General features: G+C 42.8%; 27 protein-coding genes. 6 read left to right on the top strand and 21 right to left on the bottom strand.

All coding sequences use genetic code 11. The annotated features are described in order from the left end of the window. Nucleotides 1–232: 232 nt before the first annotated feature. Entirely contained in the window at nt 233–1,138 is a 906-nt protein-coding gene (locus B6A27_RS12840; RefSeq protein ID WP_201722563.1) for a phosphate ABC transporter substrate-binding protein PstS family protein, read from the bottom strand. A 399-nt stretch (nt 1,139–1,537) separates the two neighbouring features. Between B6A27_RS12840 and B6A27_RS12835 the strand changes: the two genes are divergently transcribed. Both B6A27_RS12835 and ispG read left to right on the top strand, forming a co-directional pair. Beyond that, complete coding sequence (locus tag B6A27_RS12835; protein WP_080862301.1) at nt 1,538–1,861, top strand: type IV pilus assembly protein FimV; 324 nt, start codon at nt 1,538–1,540, stop codon at nt 1,859–1,861. A gap of 93 nt (nt 1,862–1,954) precedes the next feature. After that, entirely contained in the window at nt 1,955–3,058 is a 1,104-nt protein-coding gene (gene ispG / locus B6A27_RS12830) for a flavodoxin-dependent (E)-4-hydroxy-3-methylbut-2-enyl-diphosphate synthase (protein WP_080862300.1), read from the top strand. Between the two features lie 24 nt (nt 3,059–3,082). Here the strand turns inward: ispG and B6A27_RS12825 are convergent, their stop codons facing one another. Then, nucleotides 3,083–3,436, bottom strand: a complete 354-nt coding sequence (locus B6A27_RS12825; RefSeq protein WP_044744543.1) for a hypothetical protein — start codon at nt 3,434–3,436, stop codon at nt 3,083–3,085. A 144-nt stretch (nt 3,437–3,580) separates the two neighbouring features. Between B6A27_RS12825 and B6A27_RS12820 the strand changes: the two genes are divergently transcribed. Beyond that, the gene (locus B6A27_RS12820; protein WP_080862299.1) at nt 3,581–4,168 is read left to right on the top strand and encodes a hypothetical protein; all 588 of its coding nucleotides are present in this window, start codon (nt 3,581–3,583) and stop codon (nt 4,166–4,168) included. Here the strand turns inward: B6A27_RS12820 and zur are convergent. Genes zur through B6A27_RS12805 form a run of 3 tightly spaced genes read right to left on the bottom strand, consistent with a single transcriptional unit; the run spans nt 4,163 to nt 6,202 of the window. After that, on the bottom strand, nt 4,163–4,588 hold the full coding sequence (zur, locus tag B6A27_RS12815; RefSeq protein ID WP_066145882.1) for a zinc uptake transcriptional repressor Zur: 426 nt from the start codon (nt 4,586–4,588) through the stop codon (nt 4,163–4,165). The two genes, B6A27_RS12820 and zur, sit on opposite strands and share 6 nt — an antisense overlap. Before the next feature lie 6 nt (nt 4,589–4,594). After that, nucleotides 4,595–5,428: a metal ABC transporter permease gene (locus tag B6A27_RS12810; RefSeq protein WP_044744545.1), complete on the bottom strand. Its 834-nt coding sequence runs from the start codon at nt 5,426–5,428 to the stop codon at nt 4,595–4,597. Between the two features lie 15 nt (nt 5,429–5,443). Further along, on the bottom strand, nt 5,444–6,202 hold the full coding sequence (locus B6A27_RS12805; protein ID WP_066145885.1) for a metal ABC transporter ATP-binding protein: 759 nt from the start codon (nt 6,200–6,202) through the stop codon (nt 5,444–5,446). Nucleotides 6,203–6,605: 403 nt separating this feature from the next. Between B6A27_RS12805 and B6A27_RS12800 the strand changes: the two genes are divergently transcribed. Further along, on the top strand, nt 6,606–6,866 hold the full coding sequence (locus B6A27_RS12800) for a DUF2624 domain-containing protein (RefSeq protein ID WP_044744547.1): 261 nt from the start codon (nt 6,606–6,608) through the stop codon (nt 6,864–6,866). 632 nt (nt 6,867–7,498) lie between these two features. On the opposite strand, the gene B6A27_RS12795 is transcribed toward B6A27_RS12800, so the two are convergent. After that, on the bottom strand, nt 7,499–8,395 hold the full coding sequence (locus B6A27_RS12795; RefSeq protein ID WP_066145890.1) for a deoxyribonuclease IV: 897 nt from the start codon (nt 8,393–8,395) through the stop codon (nt 7,499–7,501). Between the two features lie 28 nt (nt 8,396–8,423). Then, on the bottom strand, nt 8,424–9,734 hold the full coding sequence (locus B6A27_RS12790; RefSeq protein ID WP_066145893.1) for a DEAD/DEAH box helicase: 1,311 nt from the start codon (nt 9,732–9,734) through the stop codon (nt 8,424–8,426). Between the two features lie 167 nt (nt 9,735–9,901). On the opposite strand from B6A27_RS12790, the gene vrrA reads away from it, so the two are divergent. Beyond that, nucleotides 9,902–10,447, top strand: a complete 546-nt coding sequence (gene vrrA, locus B6A27_RS12785; protein WP_080862298.1) for a VrrA/YqfQ family protein — start codon at nt 9,902–9,904, stop codon at nt 10,445–10,447. Nucleotides 10,448–10,527: 80 nt separating this feature from the next. Next, complete coding sequence (locus B6A27_RS12780) at nt 10,528–11,487, top strand: 4-hydroxy-3-methylbut-2-enyl diphosphate reductase (RefSeq protein ID WP_044744550.1); 960 nt, start codon at nt 10,528–10,530, stop codon at nt 11,485–11,487. Nucleotides 11,488–11,521: 34 nt separating this feature from the next. On the opposite strand, the gene B6A27_RS12775 is transcribed toward B6A27_RS12780, so the two are convergent. The 14 genes from B6A27_RS12775 to B6A27_RS12705 all read right to left on the bottom strand — a co-directional run bounded on the left by B6A27_RS12775 (nt 11,522) and on the right by B6A27_RS12705 (nt 23,166). Beyond that, nucleotides 11,522–12,643 carry a Nif3-like dinuclear metal center hexameric protein gene (locus B6A27_RS12775; RefSeq protein ID WP_080862297.1) on the bottom strand — a complete coding sequence of 374 codons (1,122 nt, stop codon included), beginning with the start codon at nt 12,641–12,643 and terminating at the stop codon, nt 11,522–11,524. Then, a complete protein-coding gene (locus B6A27_RS12770; RefSeq protein WP_044744697.1) occupies nt 12,640–13,350 on the bottom strand; it encodes a tRNA (adenine(22)-N(1))-methyltransferase in 711 nt (236 codons plus the stop codon). The genes B6A27_RS12775 and B6A27_RS12770 overlap by 4 nt, the downstream gene beginning before the upstream one ends. A gap of 89 nt (nt 13,351–13,439) precedes the next feature. Then, nucleotides 13,440–13,802: a cytochrome c550 gene (gene cccA / locus B6A27_RS12765; RefSeq protein WP_066145902.1), complete on the bottom strand. Its 363-nt coding sequence runs from the start codon at nt 13,800–13,802 to the stop codon at nt 13,440–13,442. 133 nt (nt 13,803–13,935) lie between these two features. Then, entirely contained in the window at nt 13,936–14,469 is a 534-nt protein-coding gene (locus tag B6A27_RS12760; RefSeq protein ID WP_066145904.1) for a hypothetical protein, read from the bottom strand. Nucleotides 14,470–14,664: 195 nt separating this feature from the next. Beyond that, on the bottom strand, nt 14,665–15,789 hold the full coding sequence (gene rpoD / locus B6A27_RS12755; protein ID WP_044744554.1) for an RNA polymerase sigma factor RpoD: 1,125 nt from the start codon (nt 15,787–15,789) through the stop codon (nt 14,665–14,667). A 33-nt stretch (nt 15,790–15,822) separates the two neighbouring features. Further along, a complete protein-coding gene (dnaG, locus tag B6A27_RS12750) occupies nt 15,823–17,625 on the bottom strand; it encodes a DNA primase (protein WP_080862296.1) in 1,803 nt (600 codons plus the stop codon). 32 nt (nt 17,626–17,657) lie between these two features. Beyond that, nucleotides 17,658–18,107, bottom strand: a complete 450-nt coding sequence (locus B6A27_RS12745; protein ID WP_080862477.1) for a YaiI/YqxD family protein — start codon at nt 18,105–18,107, stop codon at nt 17,658–17,660. A gap of 569 nt (nt 18,108–18,676) precedes the next feature. Further along, the gene (locus B6A27_RS12735; RefSeq protein WP_044744558.1) at nt 18,677–19,477 is read right to left on the bottom strand and encodes a pyruvate, water dikinase regulatory protein; all 801 of its coding nucleotides are present in this window, start codon (nt 19,475–19,477) and stop codon (nt 18,677–18,679) included. A gap of 11 nt (nt 19,478–19,488) precedes the next feature. Then, entirely contained in the window at nt 19,489–20,124 is a 636-nt protein-coding gene (gene ccpN, locus B6A27_RS12730; RefSeq protein ID WP_139788124.1) for a transcriptional regulator CcpN, read from the bottom strand. Nucleotides 20,125–20,331: 207 nt separating this feature from the next. Then, entirely contained in the window at nt 20,332–21,087 is a 756-nt protein-coding gene (gene recO / locus B6A27_RS12725; protein ID WP_080862294.1) for a DNA repair protein RecO, read from the bottom strand. Nucleotides 21,088–21,117: 30 nt separating this feature from the next. Then, the gene (locus B6A27_RS12720) at nt 21,118–21,261 is read right to left on the bottom strand and encodes a YqzL family protein (protein ID WP_080862293.1); all 144 of its coding nucleotides are present in this window, start codon (nt 21,259–21,261) and stop codon (nt 21,118–21,120) included. A 123-nt stretch (nt 21,262–21,384) separates the two neighbouring features. Then, complete coding sequence (era, locus tag B6A27_RS12715; RefSeq protein WP_080862292.1) at nt 21,385–22,293, bottom strand: GTPase Era; 909 nt, start codon at nt 22,291–22,293, stop codon at nt 21,385–21,387. Continuing rightward, nucleotides 22,286–22,684 carry a cytidine deaminase gene (locus B6A27_RS12710; protein WP_080862291.1) on the bottom strand — a complete coding sequence of 133 codons (399 nt, stop codon included), beginning with the start codon at nt 22,682–22,684 and terminating at the stop codon, nt 22,286–22,288. The genes era and B6A27_RS12710 overlap by 8 nt, the downstream gene beginning before the upstream one ends. Nucleotides 22,685–22,794: 110 nt before the next feature. Next, nucleotides 22,795–23,166, bottom strand: coding sequence for a diacylglycerol kinase family protein (locus B6A27_RS12705; RefSeq protein WP_080862290.1), 372 nt, complete (start codon nt 23,164–23,166; stop codon nt 22,795–22,797). Nucleotides 23,167–23,169 lie beyond the last annotated feature (3 nt).

The raw sequence follows: 23,169 nt of genomic DNA, 5'->3' as shown, positions 1-23,169 counted from the left end.
GGAACGATTGATATCTGTAAAAAACCCTGATCAATGCTCAGAGACAAGCCGATGGCTTCCTCGGTCATGCCAAAGCGTGACGGAGCGCCAAACAACCAGTCGCTTATCGATCCATTCATGGATCGATAAGCGATGGGTTCGGTCGCCCGTTCATCGAAACCGGATGAAACTTGATTCATTTGGTGATCAATATGGATTCATCGTAATCTATATAACACCACGAATGATCACATTATTCTAATTCCGACATCGGAATATATCCCATTTCTTTTACCTTTGCCGCAAACTCTTCACCTTTAATAAAGTCGATAAATCCTTTTACAGCGTCTTTCGGTTCCCCTTTTGTGACCATGTACTCATAAGACCAGAACGGATATTTTTGCGCTTTAATATTTTCAATCGTTGGTTCAGCACCATCAATTTTTAGCGTTGTTAAAGCGTTCGCTTTATCTCCTACAAGGTACGACATGGCTACATAACTAACGGATCCTGGCGTCGTTTGAATCGCTTGCTCTACTGCGCCATTAGAATCCTGAACGGTTCCAATGCTTTCATCAATGGATACGTCTTTCATGATCGTTTTTTCAAATGTTGCGCGTGTTCCTGAAGAAGCCGGGCGGTTAATGACATTGATTTTCTCGTCGTTTCCACCAACTTCTTTCCAATTTTTCACCTTACCAGAAAAAATATCTTGAATTTGCTGAACAGTTAATGATTCGACCTTTACATCTTTATTTACAACTAAAGAAAAGGCAATGCCTGCTACTTTAGTGTCAATTAATTCTCCTGCTTTTGATTGGTCTTCAATTTTTTCTGCTGATGGAACATCTGAGTTACCGATTTGAACAGCACCAGCTGCTACTTGGTTGACACCCGTACCGCTTCCTCCACCTTGCACGGTAATCGAAACATCTGGATATTTTTGCATGAACTCAGTTGCTGCTTCTTCAGCAAGCGGCTGAAGCGCTGTAGAACCGGCTAATGTCACCGTTCCGGAATAAGATGTGTTTCCTTCGTTGCCTTGATCGTTCGTTGCTCCTGATGTTTGATCGTTGTTATCAGAATTCCCACATCCAGTAAGTGCCCCCGTGATGAATAGTGCTGCCATCGCTAGCTTTAGATTTCTTTTCAGCATCATTTTACCCTCCATATTTTTTCTGTATCTGATTTACAAAGCCATTGTATCGAACAAGTTTTAGGCTTTTATTAATGAAATGTTAAGTTTCAGTAAAGATGATTTCCTTTTTTTACAAAACTCTAGAACGGACAGAAAATAAAACAAAATCTGAAACAATCTTTCAACTTGCTCTTTACGAGTCTCTCCTACCTACATGGAAGACTTCGCTCTGAATCGTTGGCTATGGGCTTTTTAATCGAAAAGAGGCATATTTATAAAGGACAAGCATACATAGTTAATAACGGCAATTTGTTCGTTGATGGAAGAAATAAGAAGAGAAACGGAGAAGGAGCCATTCATCTAAAGAAGATTCACTTGTGCTTTTGGTTGTGATCATCATTAGGAGGACAGAAAGCCGCGATGAGGAAACTAATGAAGGTATGCGCCGTTTGTCTAGCGATTTATATTATTTATCATGACGTCACAAAAGGAACATTGCCCGTTTCCGAACAAAAAGTGGCCCATGCACCTTCTGCTAAAACAGAAACAGCTGCATCAAGCAGCTATCGGGTCATCAAAGTACAAGCGGGAGACACTCTGCTTTCGATTATGGAACGCGAACAAGGCCAATCGCTGCCGGTTTCGATTGAAGAGATTATTGAAGATTTTGAAGCACTCAACCCGGGCATAAAAGCAACCTCTATTCAAATTGGCAAAGCGTATAAGTTTCCCATCTATAAATAAAAAGAACTGAATTTCTTGTCAACCGTTGACCAACACTGTTACAATAATTGAGAAGTTGACATGAACTTGTTTCTTAAAAGGAGCGAATGTTTCGTGAATGAAATAATTCATCGTTCAAAAACCCGGCCTGTTCGCGTCGGAAACCTGACGATCGGTGGAAGCAATGAAGTTGTTATTCAAAGCATGACGACGACAAAAACACATGATGTGGAGGCAACGGTTGCTGAGATTAAACGGCTGGAAGAAGCGGGATGTCAAATTGTTCGCGTAGCTTGCCCTGATGAACGAGCAGCCAATGCTATCCCTGAAATAAAAAAACGAATTAATATTCCTCTTGTTGTAGATATCCATTTCGATTATAAGCTAGCGCTAAAAGCCATTGAGGGTGGAGCAGACAAAATTCGTATTAATCCAGGAAACATTGGACGCCGCGAGAAAGTGGAAGCGGTCGTGAAAGCGGCAAAAGAACGGGGAGTTCCTATTCGAATTGGCGTTAATGCCGGGTCCTTAGAAAAACGGATATTAGAAAAATATGGATACCCAACAGCGGATGGTATGGTGGAAAGCGCGTTGCATCATATTCGAATTTTAGAGGAGCTGAATTTTCACGATATTATCGTCTCGCTAAAAGCATCCGATGTTCGTCTCGCGATCGAAGCATATGAAAAAGCTGCACGCTCATTTGATTATCCACTTCACCTTGGCATTACCGAGTCAGGAACATTATTTGCAGGAACCGTTAAAAGCGCAGCTGGACTTGGCGCCATTTTAAGCAAAGGCATCGGAAATACGATCCGTATTTCACTCAGCGCCGATCCAGTCGAAGAAGTTAAGGTTGCAAGAGAACTATTAAAAACCTTTGGCCTTGCCTCCAATGCGGCTACGCTGATTTCTTGTCCTACATGCGGCCGCATTGAGATTGATTTAATTAGCATTGCCAATGAAATTGAGGACTATATCGCCAAAATCAAAGCCCCTATTAAAGTCGCAGTGCTCGGTTGCGCCGTCAACGGTCCTGGCGAAGCGCGAGAAGCTGATATCGGCATTGCTGGCGCGCGGGGAGAAGGCCTTCTTTTCCGCCATGGAAAAATTGTAAGGAAAGTTCCAGAAGAAACAATGGTTGACGAATTGAAAAAAGAAGTGGATAAACTGGCTGAGGAATATTTCGCCAAGCAAAAACAATCACAAAAAGCTTGACGCATGATGCGTCAAGCTTTTTATTCAGTAATAAAACGGCAAAATAAACAGCTTTACGATTATCGACACAATGCCGATCCCGATCGCCCAAGCCCCTAAAGTTCTTGCGCCGCGTCGGCGTGCAATAAAGCCGACAATAATTCCTGCTGCTCCTAAAATAATCGGCATCATAAACAGGGAAAGAAGCGAAAGGGCGAGTGCTGTCCAGCCAAATCCTGCGCCTCCTGCTCCTTCTCTTTCATCACTTCGATCGTAATGACGAATCGGTTCAGCGATTTCTGACGATGTTTCCTCCATAAAATCAGGTTCACTGTCTGTTTCTCTTATTGATCGCACGTAGCTCTCATTGTCATACGAGCGATTTCGATCATCGGCCATGTTATTCCCTCGCTTTCCTTAAATCAAGGAGCATTTATAGTATGATTCAACGCCTTCAAAATATTGATGCGAATGTTTTCATCGCGAGGAAAAATACACGTAATATGTTACAATATAGATGGAGAAAGGAGTGCAGAAGCGACTATGAAAAAACGACTCGGGATTGACATCGACGGAACAGTTACGTGCCCAAGCACATTTATTCCTTATTTAAATCAGTCATTTCAAAAGGAGCTGACGCTTGCTGAGATTACCCAGTACAATTTAGCCCCTTTATATGACACAACAGAAGAAGAAATAGATCAATGGATGGAGCAGTATGAGGCCGTGATTTATGAGCAAGCGCCTCTCGCCCAGCACGCTCTAGAGATTATCAACAGCTGGAAGGACGAATATGAGCTTTTTTACATCAGCGCTCGCGGCAAGCACTTATATGATATTACAGAGCAATGGTTTCAAAAAAATGGCATTCATTACCATCATATTGAGCTTGTTGGTTCTCACGATAAAATTGCAGCAGTGAAAGCCTTTGATATCGCTGCTTTTTTTGAGGATAAATATGATAACGCTTGTGACATTGCAGAACAATGCGGCATTCCTGTAATTTTATTTGATACTCCGTACAACCAGGGACCTTTGCCTAAGCAAGTAATCCGCGTCAATACATGGATAGAGGCAAAACAACAGCTTGGACAATGGTTCCATGCCGTTCAAGGGGACATCTCGTTATAACGAGATGTCCCCTTGACATTCCGGACATTTCCCATATATTTCGAATTTATGACCAGATACTTCATACCCTTGTAAATGCTCAGCTAGCTCATTCATCGGACAAGTCGCAATCTCTTTCGTCTTTCCGCACTCCATACAAATAAAATGATGATGGTGGTGCGAGGTGCTGCAAGTAAAACGAAAATGCTTTTCTCCAGACAGCTCGGTCATTTCCAAAATTCCAAGTTCCACAAATAAGGACAAATTGCGGTAAATCGTATCAAAGCTTAATCCAGGATAATCGTCTTTTAAAGCATCCAATACGTTTTTGGCCGTTAAATACTTATCTGTTTTGGCAAATAAGTAGAGCATATCTTCCCGTTTTCCCGTATGCTTAAACCCGCTTTTTTTCATTAACTGAATCGCTTGCGCCACATCCATTTTTCCTTATCTCCTTCTCCATTTTTTCCAAAAAACAGAAATGAGCAAAATCACGATGGCCAGCATCACAATCGTTCCACCTGGTGCCAAATCAATCTCATACGATACCACTAATCCGACAATTACCGCTAATTCGCCAAATAATACCGAAAAAAACAGGGTCTGTTTAAATCCTTTAGCAATGCGAATGCTTGCAGCAACTGGAAGCGTCATCAAAGACGATACAAGCAAAATTCCCACAATTCGCATCGAAGCCGCAATCACTAATGCGACAAGCACAATAAAGATAAAATGAATCGTCTTAGCGCGAATCCCTGATGCTACCGCATATTCTTCATCAAAGGAAAGCAGAAATAATTCCTTATAGAGCAGAAAAATCACGGCAATCACGACAAAGGCAATCCCTAAAATAATCCAGACGTCCTGTCGACTAACAGCGCTTACGCTGCCAAACAAATACGTAAACAAATCGGTATTAAATCCATCAGCTAACGAAATAAAAATAACGCTTAGACCGATTCCGCCTGATAAAATAATCGGAATCGCCAGCTCTTGATAGTGCTTATACACGCTGCGTAATTTTTCAATCAAAAGCGAACCAGCAACAGAAAAGCCCATTCCCATGTAAAGCGGATTCCAGCCTATCGATGTCCCCATTTTTTTCTCCAGCAGCAGCCCGGCTGCGATGCCGGCAAGCGTGACATGGCTGAGGGCATCTGCAATCAGCGACAAGCGGCGCACAACAATAAATACGCCCAATAGCGGGGCAATAAAGCCAATTAACATCCCTGCAAAAAACGCATTGCGCAAAAACTCATAATGAAACATATCTCCGATCATTGCAAAGTACCTCCACTAGTGCTGATGAGAGAGCACATGAAGATGGTGTCCGTAAAAATGGGACAAATCACTTTTCTGAAGCTGTGCAAATTCCCCGGCTCCCCCATGAAAATAGAGATGCTTGTTTAAGCACGCCACATGCGTCACCTTTTCTGTAATGGTCCCGACATCGTGAGTCACTAATATAAAGGTAATGCCAAGCCCTTTATTCAGCTCTTCTAGCATGTTGTAAAAATTTTGGACATGATGGACATCGACTCCAACAGTCGGCTCATCTAAAATTAACAGCTCGGGTCTGCTTGCAATCGCCCGTGCGATAAACACCCGCTGTTGCTGGCCTCCCGAAAGCTCACCAATGTTTTTTCGAGAAAATTCGCTCATGCCGACAGCGTCAATCGCATCAAAAACAGCTTGTTTATCTTTAGGAGATAAAAAACGGAATAACCCAAGCTTAGCTGTTAACCCGCTTGCCACTACTTCGTATACAGTAGCTGGAAAGCCTGTGTTAAAACTGTTCGCTTTTTGTGAAACAAAGCCAACGCGATGCCATTCTTTAAACGACGTAATCGGTGTATCAAATAAAAATATATTCCCTTTTTGAGGTTTTAACAATCCTAATATACATTTTAGCAGCGTTGACTTGCCAGAGCCGTTTGGTCCAACTAGCCCTAAAAAAGCTCCTCTCGGGACAGCAAATGTAACGTCCTCCAGCACATTTTCTTTTTCATAGCGGAATGACACGTTCTCCACTCTTAATACCGTTTTCACTGCCATTTTCTTCTCACCTACTGATGAAATAAGTGCGGCTCGTTAGGCGAAAGCCCTTCCCCCGCCGCTTGATACAAGATCTATCATCTATTGATCCGTTCATACAAAAAAGGAATGAATATAAAAAATTAAGAATGATTACGATTTATTTATGAATGTAGTATAGCGAAAAGATCGCCGTTTGTAAATAAAATCGGCTCTCGAGCAACGTTTCATTTTCCGATGCTCTTATACTTCTGGTCGATTCAATCTAACGCGCACTCCCTTGTTTTCGTTCGACCATACAGACACATAAAAAGCATGTGCCCATGATATTCCGCGGCTTTCAACAGAATTTCATAACACATTCTAGGCCTACACTTCATACGATACACATATAATACAATACATCGCAAAGGGGAGAGGAACCATGAATCTTTATCAACAATTGATCAATCAAAAAATCAAAACCATCACTCCAGAAGAGCTTGTTTCATACAGTCGGGATTATAATATTCCGCTAACATTAGAGGAAGCGGAGCAAATCATCCAGATCGCCCGCAATAACAAAATCAATATCTTTAATGCACAAGAAAGAGCAAAATGGGTTCGCGAGCTCGCGAAAATCACATCACCACAAACGGCCAAGCAAGCGAACGAGCTATTTATGAAATTTACCAGCAAAAAATAAAAAATTTCGCATTTGATCTAAACCGCGTTCTTTATGGCAAAATACATTGCCTTGCTATTGCTATCATCCAACCAACAAGCATCGATAATTCTTTCGTGAAATATCCTGGGATGAAACGAACGGTATTTATAAATGCTCACAGTCGAAACCATTCCTTCTCTTGCTTTTCCGTCATCCATCACATAACAGCGGCAAGTCTGTCGGCTGCGAACGCCGACAATCGTTTATAGAACTCGCAGTTCCAGATCTCACCAATTCACTGATGGCCTTCGTGCTGTCATCAATCATGATGAATGAGCGGTATTTGTCAAAACTCGCGGTCAGGAAGCGATTTGGCGGATTGCCTCGATCACGTTCAACTAGCATCACGGATGGTTTTATATATCATTAGATTTCACAGACCGATTTTCTCCATTTATAAGCGGTCTCTGTTACATGTTTGAACATAAAAGCGATCCTATATAATGAGAAGGATCGCTTCTCTGTTTTCCATTCATTTTTCGGCACGCTTTCTCATCAGGGATTCGCTTATCACGGACAGCAACAGAAAGAATGAATCCTGCTATGTTGCCAAGGTAAATTCAACTACCTCATTCTTTTCATGCATAGAGAACGGAACAGTCCTCTATTGATCATGATGCTTGCATAATTTTTGCTAGCACCTCTTCATCAAACTGTCGGCTGCGCAGCATGGCAATTTCAAAACGATATGGCGGCTTTTTATTGTTTTTATCTTCACCAACATATGGAGTTTCTAAAATCTTTGGAATATCTCCCAGTTGTGGATGATGAACAATATAATTAAGGGCTTGGAAGCCGATGTGCCCAAAACCGATATTTTCGTGACGGTCTTTGCGGCTGCCGCGCGGATTTTTGCTATCATTAATATGCAGAACCTTTAACCGCTCAAGTCCAATGATTTTATCGAATTCCTCAAGAACACCGTCAAAATCCTCCACAATATTATAACCCGCATCATGAACGTGACACGTATCAAAGCAAATGGACAGCTTATCATTATGTGTAACGCCATCCATAATTTTTGCTAGCTCTTCAAAACGACTACCGCATTCCGAGCCTTTTCCGGCCATCGTTTCTAAGGCGATTTGTACCTCTTGATCAGATGTAATGACTTCATTTAATCCTTCGATAATTTTGGCAATTCCCGCCTCTGTGCCAGCTCCAACATGCGCGCCCGGATGAAGCACAATTTGTTTGGCGCCAATGGCAGCTGTTCTTTCAATCTCCGCGCGCAAAAATTCCACTCCAAGCTCAAATGTCGCCGCATTCACCGTATTGCCAATGTTAATAATATATGGAGCATGAACGACTATTTCTATAATTCCGTGCTCCTTCATATGCGCCAGTCCCGCGTCAATATTCAGTTCTTCAATCTTTTTTCGTCTTGTGTTTTGTGGTGCACCCGTGTAGACCATAAAGGTATTTGCTCCATAGGAAGCAGCTTCCTCACTGGCAGCGAGCAACATTTTCTTACCGCTCATTGATACGTGGGAACCAATTTTTAGCATCTCCAATCTCCCTTTCCTTCCTAAACCCTTATTTATTTTTCAGGCGCCGCAGCCTTTTTTTCTGCTTTTCCATTTCTTCCTTCATTTTTTTCTTGTATCCCGGCTTTACTTTCTTTGGCTTCTTCACGGTTTTTTTGACAAGCTGATCTATTTCCCCTGCTTGCTTCGTCCGTTTGCTTCGCTGATTCCACGCCGGCAAATCGGTCCATTCTCCGCTTACAAGATCGCGCTGAATAAACTCAATGCCCATTTTTTCTAGCTTTGCTAATGCATCATAATCGGACGGCTCATAAATCGTGGCTGCTACTCCCTCATATCCAGCGCGTCCAGTCCGGCCAACGCGATGCACGTAAAATTCAAGATCGTGAGGCAGCTCGTAATTAATCACGTGACTGACACCTTCAATATCAATGCCGCGCGCCGCTAAATCCGTAGCAACAATGTATTGAAATTCAAGATCACGAATTTGCTTCATAATTTTTTTTCGCTCTCTCGGCGTTAAATCCCCATGCAGCACTCCTACCCTTAATCTTTTTTCATTCAGGGCATAAGCTACCTCATCAGCCATTTTTTTCGTGTTGGTAAAAACAATCGCTAAATACGGATTGTATGCAACAAGCATGTCATACAACAATTTTAATTTATCACGATGACGAAGCGGAACGAGAATATGTTCAATTTTTTCAGCCGTCGCCTGTTTCGGAGCAACATGAACATATTTAGGATTCTCCATATATTTTCGCAAAAATGGCTTTAATTTTTCAGGAATCGTAGCTGAAAATACGAGCATTTGCAGTTGATTGGCCATTTTCGCTGCAATTTGGTCGACATCGAAAATAAATCCCATATCCAGCATTAAATCCGCTTCATCGACCACAAGCATGTCCGCCTTATGGACAAACAACGCCTGTTCACGCAGCAGATCATTAATTCTCCCAGGCGTCCCAATAACAAGCTGTGGCTGCTTCTTCAATTTTTCAATCGTCTTTTGCTTATCCGTACCACCGATGAAACATCGGGCATGAATCACAGCATCTGGCGGGCAATGTTTGATCATTTTTAACGCCTCATGATAAATTTGCGTCGCTAGCTCACGCGTAGGCGCTGTAATCACAGCTTGAACCTCTTCACGGGATGGATCGATTTTTTCTATGATCGGCAATAAATACGCATGAGTTTTTCCTGTCCCTGTCTGCGACTGGCCAATCACACTTTCACCGCGAAGAATCGATGGAATCAGGCGCTCTTGGATTTCGGTTGGCTTATAAAAGCGCAGGTGCTTAATGGCTTCTATGATAAAAGGCTGAAATGCAAATCTCTCAAACCGTGTTTCCTTCATTGCTTCATCTCCTTTCATTTGCCGTATTGCCAAATAAACTCGACTTATCATTATAGCCGATTTTCTCTTTTCTATGCAACTATAGGCGGCCGTCTAAATAAAAAACACTTTCGATGATACTCGCATATTTTATGTTATAAACTATTTTAAGAAAGGAGGAAAAAGAGATGATGAGACCCCCAATGCCTCCAACTCCGCCGACTCGCTCATTTCCATTTATGAACTCGTCATTTTCGCCTCCAGCAGCCTATCCACAGCCAAGAATGGGCGGATTTTTATCAAGGCTGCTTTCACGCGGACAACCAATGATGCCTTCCTCTCCTTTCTCCTCGCTGCCCATGATGCAAAACGCTGTCAGTAGCGCCAGTACAGCGACAAGCGGCGGAGGAATTAGCGGCATGCTGACAAATGTACAAAAGATGCTCGGAATTGCTCAAAACGTCGTGCCAATGGTTCAGCAATATGGACCATTTGTAAAAAACCTTCCAGCGATGATTAAAATTTTTAGGGAGCTGAAGCCGACGGATGACAATAGCGAGTCTGAAACATCAGACATAAATCCTGCCAAAGAAAAGGAAGCCAAAGAAGAAAAGAAACAGCATTCCAAAGACCAGAAAGAGCACAAGCCGCGCGAACTGCCATCCGCCAAATCAACACCAAAGGAAAGAACACCAAAAGAAGCAAAACCGTCTACCCCTAAATTGTATATCTAGTTCTTCTTTGTATTCTTTCCCCTTCTCCGATATAATGAAAAAGAAGTGCCAATGGGCAGAGCGAAGGAGGGGCTTTACAAATGGAAGTAATCAAAATAACACCGCGCGGCTATTGCTATGGAGTGGTTGACGCGATGGTAATGGCCAGAAATGCCGCGTTAGATCCAACACTGCCAAGACCGATCTACATTTTAGGAATGATCGTTCATAATAAACACGTAACCGATGCATTCTCTGAAGAAGGCATCATCACGCTTGATGGAGAAAACCGTTTAGAACTGCTTGAAAAAATTGAGCATGGAACGGTCATCTTTACGGCGCATGGCGTTTCTCCAGAAGTGAAGAAGCGAGCTCGTGAAAAAGGGCTTGTCACCATTGACGCCACATGCCCAGATGTCACAAAAACCCATGATTTGATTCGCGAAAAACTAAAAGCCGGATATGAAATCATTTATATCGGCAAAAAGGGGCATCCAGAGCCTGAAGGAGCCATTGGTATCGATCCGTCGCGCATTCATCTTGTTGAGACGCTAGCGGATGTTGACAAGCTAAATATTCATAGTGAACACATAATGGTGACGAATCAAACCACCATGAGCCAATGGGATGTAGCGGATATTATGAAGAAAGTGCAAGAAAAGTATCCGCAAGTAGAAGTGCATAAAGAAATTTGTTTAGCCACACAGCTTCGCCAAGAAGCGGTTGCCGAGCAGGCAAAAGAGGCAGATGTAACCATCGTCGTAGGCGATCCGCGGAGCAATAACTCCAACCGGCTTGCGCAAGTATCGGAAGAAATCGCTGGAACAAAAGCATACCGCATAGCGGATGTAACCGAAATCGAAATCGATTGGATTAAAGATGCGAAAAAGGTGGCTGTCACCGCTGGCGCTTCGACACCGACTCCGATCACCAAAGAAGTGATCGAATTTCTCCAGCAGTTTGATCCAAACAATCCGGAAACGTGGAAACGCGAGCGCAAAGTACCGCTGCAAAAAATCTTGCCGAAAGTCAAAACAAAGCAACAAGAAACCGGGGTTTAAGTCAGCCCCGGTTTTTATTTCGCCATTCAGTAGGTTACACAAATGTAAACGGATCTGTATGGACTTTTGACGCATAAACAGCGGTATTCCACTTTTTCTTGGCAAATTCCTGTTCTAAAAAGCGGGCAACTCCCTGTTTCATCACTTTTTCCACATTATGTCCCGGATCAACGATATTTAACCCAAGGGCCATAGCATCGTGCGCTACATGATAATAAACATCGCCCGTTACATACACATCTGCTCCGCTCATTTTCGCTTGCCGAATATATTTATTTCCGTCTCCGCCGACAACAGCTACCTTTTTCACCGGATCGTCAAGCTGTCCTACAACACGAACCGCAGGGACATCAAGCGATTTTTTGACGTGCTCTGCAAACTCTCCCAATGTCGTTTCCTGTAGCAGCTTCCCTACTCTGCCCAATCCCCATGTATGCCCCTGATTGTCAAGCGAATAGACATCATATGCGACCTCTTCATACGGATGGGCTTTCAGCATAGCCGCAATGACTTTTTTTTGCAGAGAAGCGGGGACAATCGTTTCAATCCGCACTTCCTCTACCTGTTCAAGCTCACCCTTTGCTCCAATAAATGGATTCGCTCCGTCTTCTGGCAAAAATGTGCCGATCCCTTCACTGTTAAATGTGCAATAACTATAATTCCCAATATGGCCAGCGCCGGCATGTCCAAGCGCTTCCCGAACAGCAGAGGCATGAGTTTTCGGAACATACACTACTAATTTTTTCAATTTCTCTTCATACGTTGGCGCAAGCACCTCTACTTCCTTCAGTCCAAGCGTCTCAGCGAGCCAGTCATTGACGCCTCCTTGGGCGATATCTAAATTCGTATGAGCTGCATACACTGTGATATTATGCTTTAAGCATTTTTCAATGATGCGCCCTTGGGCTTGATCAGTTAAAATCTGCTTCAGAGGACGATAAAGAGGCGGATGGTGGGCGATCATTAAATCTGCGCGATTAGCGATCGCCTCATCCACTACCTCTTCCAGCACATCTAGCGCAATGAATACAGTATGAATCGGCTTATTCAACGTTCCCATTTGTAAACCGATTGGATCCCCTTCCATTGCTAACGACTTCGGGGCAAATTGTTCAAATAATTGAATGACTTCATATCCATTTGGAACCTTGCTCATCGCAATACCTCCTCGATCAGTTGAATTTTGCGCTCTAGCTCTTGCTTTTTTTTCATACTTTCCTGCGTGAGTGCTTTTTCTTCAAGCTGCGCAATAATTTTCTTCCAATGCTCGAGCTCACTTCGCCATTTTTTTAAAAAGATGTCATTCCTCTCTTTCAGTAAAAACGGGCCAAGAAGCAATTCAGCCTCTATATGGTCATGGTTATAAGGCTTTAAACCGTTTCCTTGCTCGGCGACAAGAACCTCATAAATTTGTCCGTCCTCCTCCAAAATCCGTTCCGCCACAAGCTCCCATCCATGGGAAATCAGCCAGTTTCTCACAACATGTGCTCCGACATTCGGCTGTAAAATCAACCGCTGAACCCCTGATAATTTCTCCTTGCCATTCTCTAGAATATGAGCAATCAACGTTCCGCCCATCCCAGCAACCGTCACACAATCCACTTCATCCGGCTCGATTACAGCCAGACCGTCTCCTTTTCTCACAAAAATAACTTGGCTAAGTCCTGTTTTTTCGACCTGCTTTTGTGCCGAGCGGAACGGTCCGTCAGCCACTTCCCCGGCAACAGCCTTCGTAATATAGCCATGCAAATACGCATAGCATGGCAAATAGGCATGGTCAGATCCTATATCAGCCAGTTTCGATTTTTTCGGTATAAATGAAACAACGGTTTCTAGCCGCTTTGACAGTTTTAACTCATTCATTGTATCTCCCTTTCCGCACTGCGACATGATCGCCTTTATTGTATCATAAACAAAAAATCCCTTCACCCAAGGTAAAGGGACTTTGGCTATTATTGCAATTTTGAAAGCCATTTGGCCATCTCGTCAGCTTTTTCTGGCGGTACAAGTCCTGCAGGCATATTGCCGCGACCGTTTTCAAGGACATGCTTGATTTCGTCTACTGAGAGACGTTTTCCAACACCTTTTAATGACGGACCGACGCCACCTTCGTAATTCACGCCATGACAGCCGCTACATGTTTGTTTATAAAAGTCTTCTGGTTTTGCAGCTGTTGTTTGTTCTGTTTTAGCTCCGCCCTCTTTCTCTTTTGCCATCTCTTTAGCGTCGCCAAGCCCTTTAAATGAAAGAGCAATCATTAGACCAATCCCAAATACCATGATAATAACAAATGGGATTAACGGGTTTCGATTCATCAGTTTAACCTCCCTTATGTATAGACTATCCTGAAAATGTAACCGCTACAAACAATTTTATTTTACTGTAAATCTGGAAGAAGGAAAAGCCCTAAATCACTTTCTCGCTGAAAATCGTCGAAAAAGAGCGACATTACACAAAAAAGGAACCAATGAGCAATGCAATGCCGAACACCCCTGAGATCGCAAAATAAAGCAGCCGCATGCGAAGGCCAAAAACAATCCACAATGCGCAATTTAAAAAAATCACCAAAGCGGAGATCGGCTTGTTTTTGGGAAAATAATAATCACTCAAATGAACAGAAGCCAAAAAGACCAAAAAAGCGCCGATAATGAGCGGCAGATGCACGAGCCTCGCTTCTTTTCTCCATTTCCATATTCCAATAAAGCAAAGAAGAATAAAAAAGGATAAAAGGAGCATTTGCAAAACAAACGACAATTCAGTAAAATAAATGGCAAGAACACTTATTGGCAACAAAAGACAAATTAACAATATAAAGAAAATGTGAAGCCAAGCGCCTGCCCTCCTCACAGCCGTCTGAGCCGAGGAGCGGTCTCCTTCTGTATAAAGCGCTAGCAAATAATCGCAATATTGCTCTGGAAGAAGGCGTGAGCGCTTCCAATATTCAATTTCTCTTACAATGATTTCGCGTCGTTTTTCATCCATGCTGATCGACCTTCCTGGTTGGAAATAAAAATAGTTTACTTCTCTTGCGGCAGAAGTAAACTATTGGTCTCAACCTTTATTTTGTAGACGCGGGCAAGAGCCCGTGAAAAAAGAAGGAGATCCTTCTTTTTTCACACAACGCTCTGCATATGGATTCATGCGATGTTGTTGAGAGCCATTTTTTCAGCGCAGACATTACTCTAAAAAGTCTTTCAAACGCTTGCTACGGCTTGGATGACGCAACTTCCGGAGCGCTTTCGCTTCAATTTGTCGAATACGCTCTCTCGTAACGCCGAACACTTTTCCTACTTCTTCAAGCGTACGAGTACGCCCATCATCTAAGCCAAAGCGAAGACGGAGCACATTTTCTTCACGATCAGTAAGCGTATCAAGGACATCTTCAAGCTGCTCTTTTAATAACTCATATGCCGCATGTTCGGAAGGGGAGGTTGCATCCTGATCTTCGATGAAGTCTCCTAGATGTGAATCGTCCTCTTCACCGATCGGCGTTTCAAGCGATACAGGCTCTTGAGCAATCTTCAGAATTTCGCGGACTTTCTCTGGCGTCAAATCCATTTCCTCTGCGATTTCTTCTGGAGATGGCTCGCGGCCAAGATCCTGAAGAAGCTGGCGCTGCACGCGAATCAGCTTGTTGATCGTTTCCACCATATGCACAGGGATGCGGATCGTCCGAGCCTGATCAGCGATAGCCCGAGTAATCGCTTGACGGATCCACCATGTGGCATACGTACTAAATTTATAGCCTTTTCGATAATCGAACTTCTCAACAGCTTTAATTAGACCCATGTTTCCTTCTTGAATTAAATCCAGAAACAGCATGCCACGTCCGACATACCGTTTGGCAATGCTGACAACAAGGCGCAAGTTAGCTTCCGTTAACCGCCGTTTCGCTTCTTCATCCCCCTGCTCAATGCGCTTGGCCAGCTCGATTTCTTCTTCGGCAGAAAGCAGCGGAACGCGGCCAATTTCTTTTAAATACATGCGGACAGGATCATTAATTTTTACGCCGGGAGGAACCGTTAAATCATTTAGATCAAATTCCTCCTCTTTTACAAGGTCATCGAGATCTGGATCATCGTCTAAATCCGATTCGCTGATAATATCCACACCCTGCTCCGTTAAATACTCATAGTATTCATCCATTTGATCTGAATCGAGATCGAAACCAGATAAGCGCTCGGCAATTTCTTCATATGTTAATACACCGCGTTTTTTTCCTAATTCCAGTAACTGTTCTTTTACTTGTTCCAGAGTTACATCAGAGTCGACTTGTTTTGAACGAGCTGATTTTTCAGCCATTTCGTCCCCTCCTTCTAAAACTTTCAGACGACATTATGAACTAGATAACAACTTTTTCATTTCGAGAATTTCTTTAGCGATGCGTGCAGCTCTCAGAAAATCCTTCTGGCGCTCCGCTTCGATTTTTTCTTGCTCTTTTTGCTTTAGGTTTAACCATTTTGGGTAATTCAACACATGTTTCATGTAATCATTTAATTCTTGTGATGAAAGGTTTTCATTGATAAGCATCATTGATAGCTCCGTCACAAGCGGTTTTAATCCATCGGGTATTCGCGCAACTAGCGCGCTGACATCAGGTTCGTTTCCTTCTTCATAAAACGCATAAATGTAAGCGGCAATTGCCCGATGCTCCTCAATGTTGAAATCGCCTTGAATCGTCTGCTGCACAGTAAAGGCCACATCTCGGTTTCGAAGCATGTGAGCAAGCAACAACCTCTCAGCGTTATGAAATGCTGGAAAAAGTTTCTTCGAAGGTAGTTGCGGAGCCGCAGTCGACTGCCTACTATTTGAAGAAGCGGCTGTTCTCGTTTTTTTGTAGCGCTCCAGCTGCTGCTGCAAAGCTGACAAGGAGAGAGAAAATTCATCTGCCAGCTGCCGCAGATAATAATCTAACTCGACGGGATTCGATAACTGGGCGATTTCCTTCAGCGCCTCTTCAATATAGCGAATTTGTTCGCTTTCATTTTGCAGATTTTTTCCTTTACGCAAATAGGCCATTTTAAAAGCCATCAATGTGCCGCTCGCTTCAAGCACATTATGCCGAAATCGCTCTGGGCCGTATGTTCTAATATATTCATCTGGATCAAGGCCATCAGGAACAGCGGCGATTCTTACATAGCATCCTGCTTTTTCTAAAAGCTCCGCTGCCCGAAGAGTAGCTTCCACCCCTGCTGTATCACCATCATAGCAAATGACGATCGACTCCACGTTGCGTCTGAGAATGCGCGCTTGCTCGTCAGTTAACGCTGTGCCCATCGTCGCGATAGCATTTGAAACTCCCGCTTTAAATGCTGAAATAACATCAGCAAACCCCTCGAATAAAACAGCCTGCTGCAGCTTTCGAATATGCAGCCGAGCTTGATGAAAATTATATAAAATCTTACCCTTATGAAAGATCGAGGTCTCTGGGCTGTTTAGATACTTCGGCTGTCCTTCTCCTAAAATGCGTCCGGAAAACGCGACCGCTTCTCCTTGATGATTATGGATCGGAAACATCACACGATTGCGAAAACGATCAAAATATTCTCCGTTTTCCTTTCGAATCACGAGTCCGGCTTTTTCCATCAGGTCAAGCGGAAACCCACGGCTTTTTAAAAATTTCACAGCAAAATCCCAAGAATGAGGCGAATAGCCGATTTCGAATTGCTCGATTACTTCGCGGGTCATGCCTCTCTCCTGTAAATAATCAAGTGCATGTTGCCCCTCTTTTGTATTTATGAGCAAATGATGATAAAATTTCTTTAAAAGTTCATGCGCCTCTATCATTTTTTTGGCATCGCTTGCTTCAGCTGGCCTTTTATGCTGATGATCAAGAGGGAGAGGCGCCAAATCTATATTGGCCCTCGCTGCCAGCCTTGCAGCTGCATCGGTAAACGAAAGGCCTTCTATGTCCATTAGGAACGAGAACACGTTCCCGCCCGCTCCACAACCAAAGCAATGGAAAATTTGCTTTTCAGGTGAAACCGAAAAAGACGGCGTTTTCTCTCCATGAAACGGACATAGTCCAAAATAGTTACGTCCTTGTTTTTTCAGCTGAACGTAATCGCTGATCACATCAACAATATCGACTGATCGCCGGATTTCTTCAATCATTTCTTCGGGAATGCGGTATCCCATACGAACAACTCCGTAATTTTATTATTCTCGTCCTATGCCTTATTTCCTGCGGATTTCGACAAAATTTTTTCGAAACTTTTTCGAAAGGTCTGCCGCTCTTCGTCAGAGAAACGTTTCATTCCTTTCATACGCACACCTTGTCTCCGTTGTTTTGCATGAAGATAGCGAACATAGAGCACATGTCCTATTCCATCTTCGCTATATATTTTTCCTCGAGGAGACATCACACAAATGTCCCGATTGACTAATAAGCTTGCCAATCCGATATCGTGCGTAATCACAACATCCCCCTTTTGCGCATGATTAACAATATACAAATCAACAGCTTCTCTTTCCGTATCTACATATACCCACTCCATTTCTGCCGCATGTGAAAAATGGTTATATGAAGATACAAAAACACTTTGTACATTATATTGACGAGCAAGAGAGAAAATTTCATCTTTTACAGGACAAGCGTCTGCATCGACAAAAACAGTCATATGTCGCCCGTCGCCTTTTTTACATTCTACACCATCTTCAAAAATCCTTCTTCTCCTCCTATGAACATAAACGAATTTTGTCGACATCTTCCTCTTGACAATAAGCTATCAATAGTTTACTCGTTCTATCTCTGCTCTAAACGTAGCACGGTTTATTTTTATCACAATTTTTTATTATAATACAATCAATACGAATGCGCCAGAAAAAAATAAAAGAATGCCTATGATGCTAGTCGAGCGTTATGTCCAACCATAAATAGACGGAACTCGACATGTTAACCCATGCACAACTATGGAGTTCAACGACCTTGGCTTATCTCCGATCCTCGAAAAAAGGATTCTATTTTTGGAACGGCTATATGCGCTTCCATTTCTTTACCTAACACTAAGACAACATTATCTGGCACCATGAACAAAACGATAGATGTTGCAAAATCATGCACTTGCCAGCTAAAAGGCAATTCAAAAATATCACGAATGATCGCTGAAAAGTCGAAGACCGAAACAAACAAAAAAAGAAGCCATTGATAACATTGCATGGATAGCAATGAAAATCATGAGGCTTCCCCTTATAGCTTCCGTTTTTTCATGATAATATTCGCGGTCTCTTCGATCGCTTTGTTCGTCACATCAATGACATCGCAGCCGATTTGCTGAATTACTTGATCAAAATAATTAAGCTCCTCCTTAATGCGTTCCATATTCGCATAGATCGCTTTATCGTCAAGCCCTAGGGCTCTGAGCCGCTCCCGACGAATGGAATTCAGCTTTTCAGGGCTGATTTTTAAGCCGAAGCACTTCTCTCGAGATACTTTAAACAATTCTTCTGGTGGCTCGACTTCCGGCACAATGGGCACATTGGCGACTTTTAAGCGTTTATGAGCCAAATACTGTGACAGCGGCGTCTTAGAAGTGCGTGACACCCCGATCAACACAATATCAGCACGCAAAATGCCGCGCGGATCCCGCCCGTCATCATATTTTACAGCAAATTCAATCGCTTCGATCTTTTTAAAATAATCTTCATCTAATACGCGAACCTGCCCTGGTTCATAGCGAGGAGTCATATTGAATAAATGGCTCATTTTCTCCATAAGCGGACCAATAATATCATATAGCTCCACACCTTCACGTTCAGCCTCTTCAATTAAAAACTGGCGCATTTGCGGCACGACAAGCGTAAAAGCAATAATCGCATGATTCATTTTGGCTAGCGCAACCACTTCCTTCAACGTGGAGACATCTTCTACATAAGGAACGCGCTTTAGTTGAATAGCAGCGCTATTAAATTGGCTTGCGGCCGCTTTGACGACCAATTCAGCGGTTTCTCCGCCTGAATCAGAAACCACGTATACAACGCGTTGATTCATCTTCATCCTCCTTAAAGCAAATCATCTTTTGCTAGCGCAACAAAAGCTTTTGTAATATTTGTTTTGGTGATTCGTCCAATCACCTCATATCCCTTGTCTGTTTTTTTTACGACCGGCATGGCATCAATTTGTTTTTCAATGAGCCGCTCAGCCACATCAATCAACAGATCATCTTTATAACAGACATTGATGTTTGGCATTCTTGTCATAATGATGTTAACCGGAATCGAAGTCAGCTCCTGCTTGCCAATGCTCGCTCGCAATAAATCTTTGCGCGACAAGACACCCACTAATACAGATTCTTCATCCACGACAAACAATGTCCCGACATCCTCAAGAAACATCGCCACAATGGCGTCATATACGCTGACATTTTCATTGACGACGACAGGAATCGATTGAAAGTCACTGACTTTCATTTTTTTTATTCGATCCGCTAAAAGCTGTGTTCCTGTTTTTCCTGTATAAAAATAGCCGACTCTCGGTCTTGCTTCCAAATAGCCAGCCATTGTTAAAATCGCCAAGTCGGGACGCAGCGTCGCTCTTGTTAAATTTAATTTTTCTGCGATGTTTTCCCCGGTAATCGGTCCATGGTCTTTGACGATTTGTAAAATTTGTTCTTGGCGTTTATTCAGTTCGATTTTCACTCACCACCTTACCAAAAACTAAAAAAGGCTGTACTCATACGAACCTATTATAACGTAATGATTCATTTTACGAAAGGAAATCAAGAAAATTCGCTTTGTTCTAAAAATACGTGCATCGTTGCTCCTGATTTCCCTCAAGCAAAGACGCCATCGACAGACCGCTTCCATATAAAAACAGGGCTGCCTCAGCTTCGTGACAGCCCTTTATTATTGCAGCCGAGATTTTAGCTGCTCGATTTGTTCTAAAAATCGTTTCGTTTTTAGCGAAAGTCCGGAATATTCGTCATAATAGGCGGAAATAACGTGGTGTAATTCGTTTTTCGTTTCCTTCTTAACCGAAATTTTGCCCAACCTTGACAGATCAAGATGGTAAAAAAGCCGCAACAGCCTAACCGCTGCCGAAGAAAGAGAAAAGCGGTACGGATCCTTTTCCTCGCATTGATCGCAAAGAAATCCCCCTTCCTTTATGGAGAAGGAGAACCTCCCCTCGCTTCGCCCGCAAACCGCGCATCCGTCTAACGATGGAGGCAATCCGATCACTCGCAGCATTTTCATCTCGTAAATATATGTAAGAATTTCTAAATCGAGTCCGTCATTCATATATTTTAATGTCTGAAGAAGCAGCTCAAATAAATAAGGATTGGGGCGCCGCTCTTCCATAATTTTATCTGTTAGCTCGACGACATAAGAAGCATAAGCTGTTGCAAAAATATCTTCGCGAATCCCTCTCAGTGCATCAATGATTTCACCTTGATGCAGGCTTCCTACTCCGCGACTCTTTTGAATTAAATAATGTCCATAAGTAAATAAGTGCGTCACAGAAGAAAGGCGACTGTTTGGTTTTTTCGCTCCTCGAGCCATAACAGCCACCTTTCCCCATTCTCTCGTCAGCAAGGTAACAATTTTATGAGTTTCCCCGTAATCAATCGTTCGAAGCACAATTGCTTCGCATTTTTCAAACAATATGATCACCACCAAGCTGGAAAAAGCAGCTTAGAAAATCGGCTGGTCCATTTCCGTAAACTCGATTTCTTGTTCATCGCCATTTGGCTGATGCTCCCTCTCAAGCTCTTTGAAAAGGAGATATGTGTCGATATTCCCCGTTTGGCTAAACAGCTTCCACGTAAATTCTAGCATCGAACCACACCTTTCCGCCTGTAGGATCGCTTTATAAAGGTTGCGTGCAAGCAGCGCTTACACGTTCAATAAGCTATTTATAGCTTGGCTTCCCTACAATCAATTTATGTTACACAAAATTTGTTAATATTCGTCCTCTCTAAATCCGAAATCGCGCAATTGAGATAATTTATTTCGCCAATCCTTTTGGACCTTAACCCAAAGCTCCAAAAACACTTTAGAACCTAACAGCGCTTCAATGTCTTGACGGGCTCGTTGCCCAATTTCTTTTAGCATTCGCCCTTGCTTTCCGATAATGATGCCCTTTTGTGAGTCACGTTCAACAATAATCGTCGCGCTAACATAAATGGTGTGATGATCTTCTGGGCGTTCAATTGAATCAATGACGACTGCAATGGAATGAGGAACTTCCTCGCGTGTTAAATGAAGAGCTTTTTCCCGAATTAATTCAGCGATAATAAAACGCTCGGGATGATCCGTTATTTGATCAGCAGGGTAATATTGCGGACCTTCCGGTAAATATTTTTTTATTTGCTCGATTAGCGTTTCGACATTGTTTCCTTGTAGCGCTGAAATCGGCACAATCTCTGCGAACGGATATTGTGACTGATAATGCTCAATAAGAGGTAGCAATTCGTCCGGATGCACTTGGTCGATTTTGTTAACGACTAAAAACACCGGCGTTTTTACTTCCTTCAGCCGCTCTATGATGAAAGCATCGCCGCGGCCGAATCCTTCTTCAGCATTTACCATAAACAAAATTAAGTCGACTTCTTTTAAAGCGTTTTGCGCCACCTTCATCATAAAATCGCCCAGCTTATGCTTTGGCTTGTGGATTCCAGGCGTATCAATAAAAATGATCTGTGTGCTTTCCGTTGTGTATACGCCTTGGATCTTATTGCGTGTCGTTTGCGGTTTATCGCTCATAATGGCGATTTTTTGACCAACGACACGGTTTAAAAACGTTGATTTTCCTACATTTGGTCTACCGATAATGGAAACAAATCCTGATTTATACTGTTCCTTATTCATGCAAATCCTCCGCTGAAAATGCTCCTGGCAATAATTCTTTTACTGTTAATTCTCGAATGTCTCCTTTTAAATTGGTCAAAATGATTTTCATATCTGGCGGACATAATTCAGCAATCACTTGACGACACGCTCCACAAGGCGGGACCGGACGGGAGCTGTCAGCAATCACCGCTAATGCCGCATAATCGGTGTCTCCTTCAGAATACGCTTTAAACAACGCTGTCCGTTCTGCGCAGTTGCACACGCTATAAGCGGCATTTTCGATATTGCAGCCGCGGTAGACTTTGCCGTTTTTAGTTAATAAAGCAGCGCCTACTTTAAACTTGGAGTACGGTACATAAGCATACTCTCTCGCTTTTTTCGCTTCAGTGATCAATTCCTGTGTACGCAATGATGCTCTTCCTTTCTTTTCGAGGAAAAACTCCTCCTTTTTATTTTACAGGAAATCAAGAAATTTTTCATCTCTATTCATGTATATATAACAGAAAAATTCGAATTTTCTCATTTCAATACCCAATTATACAAATGTGGCAGAAAAAGGATGGCTCCTATCATAACCGCCATGATCGCACCAAGCAAAACAGAGCCGGCCGCTATGTCTTTGGCTGCTTTGGCAAGCGGATGAAAGTCTTTTGTTACTAAATCGACCGTCCGTTCAATCGCCGTGTTCACCATTTCTAAACTGATCACCGCGCCAATTGTCAACAGCAATATAAGCCATTCCCATTTCGTAAAATGAAAAACAATAGCGAAAACAATGGCGATAGCAGCAAGCATAAGGTGAATTTTCATATGCACCTCTTCCCTTACTGCTGCCACCATTCCTGACCACGCATTTCGAAACCGTTTCCATCGCTGACGCCACTGCTTCATCGT

This window comes from Anoxybacillus sp. UARK-01 (assembly GCF_002075365.1).
GTDB lineage: Bacteria > Bacillota > Bacilli > Bacillales > Anoxybacillaceae > Anoxybacteroides > Anoxybacteroides rupiense.
This window is presented reverse-complemented; position numbering and strand designations above follow the sequence as displayed.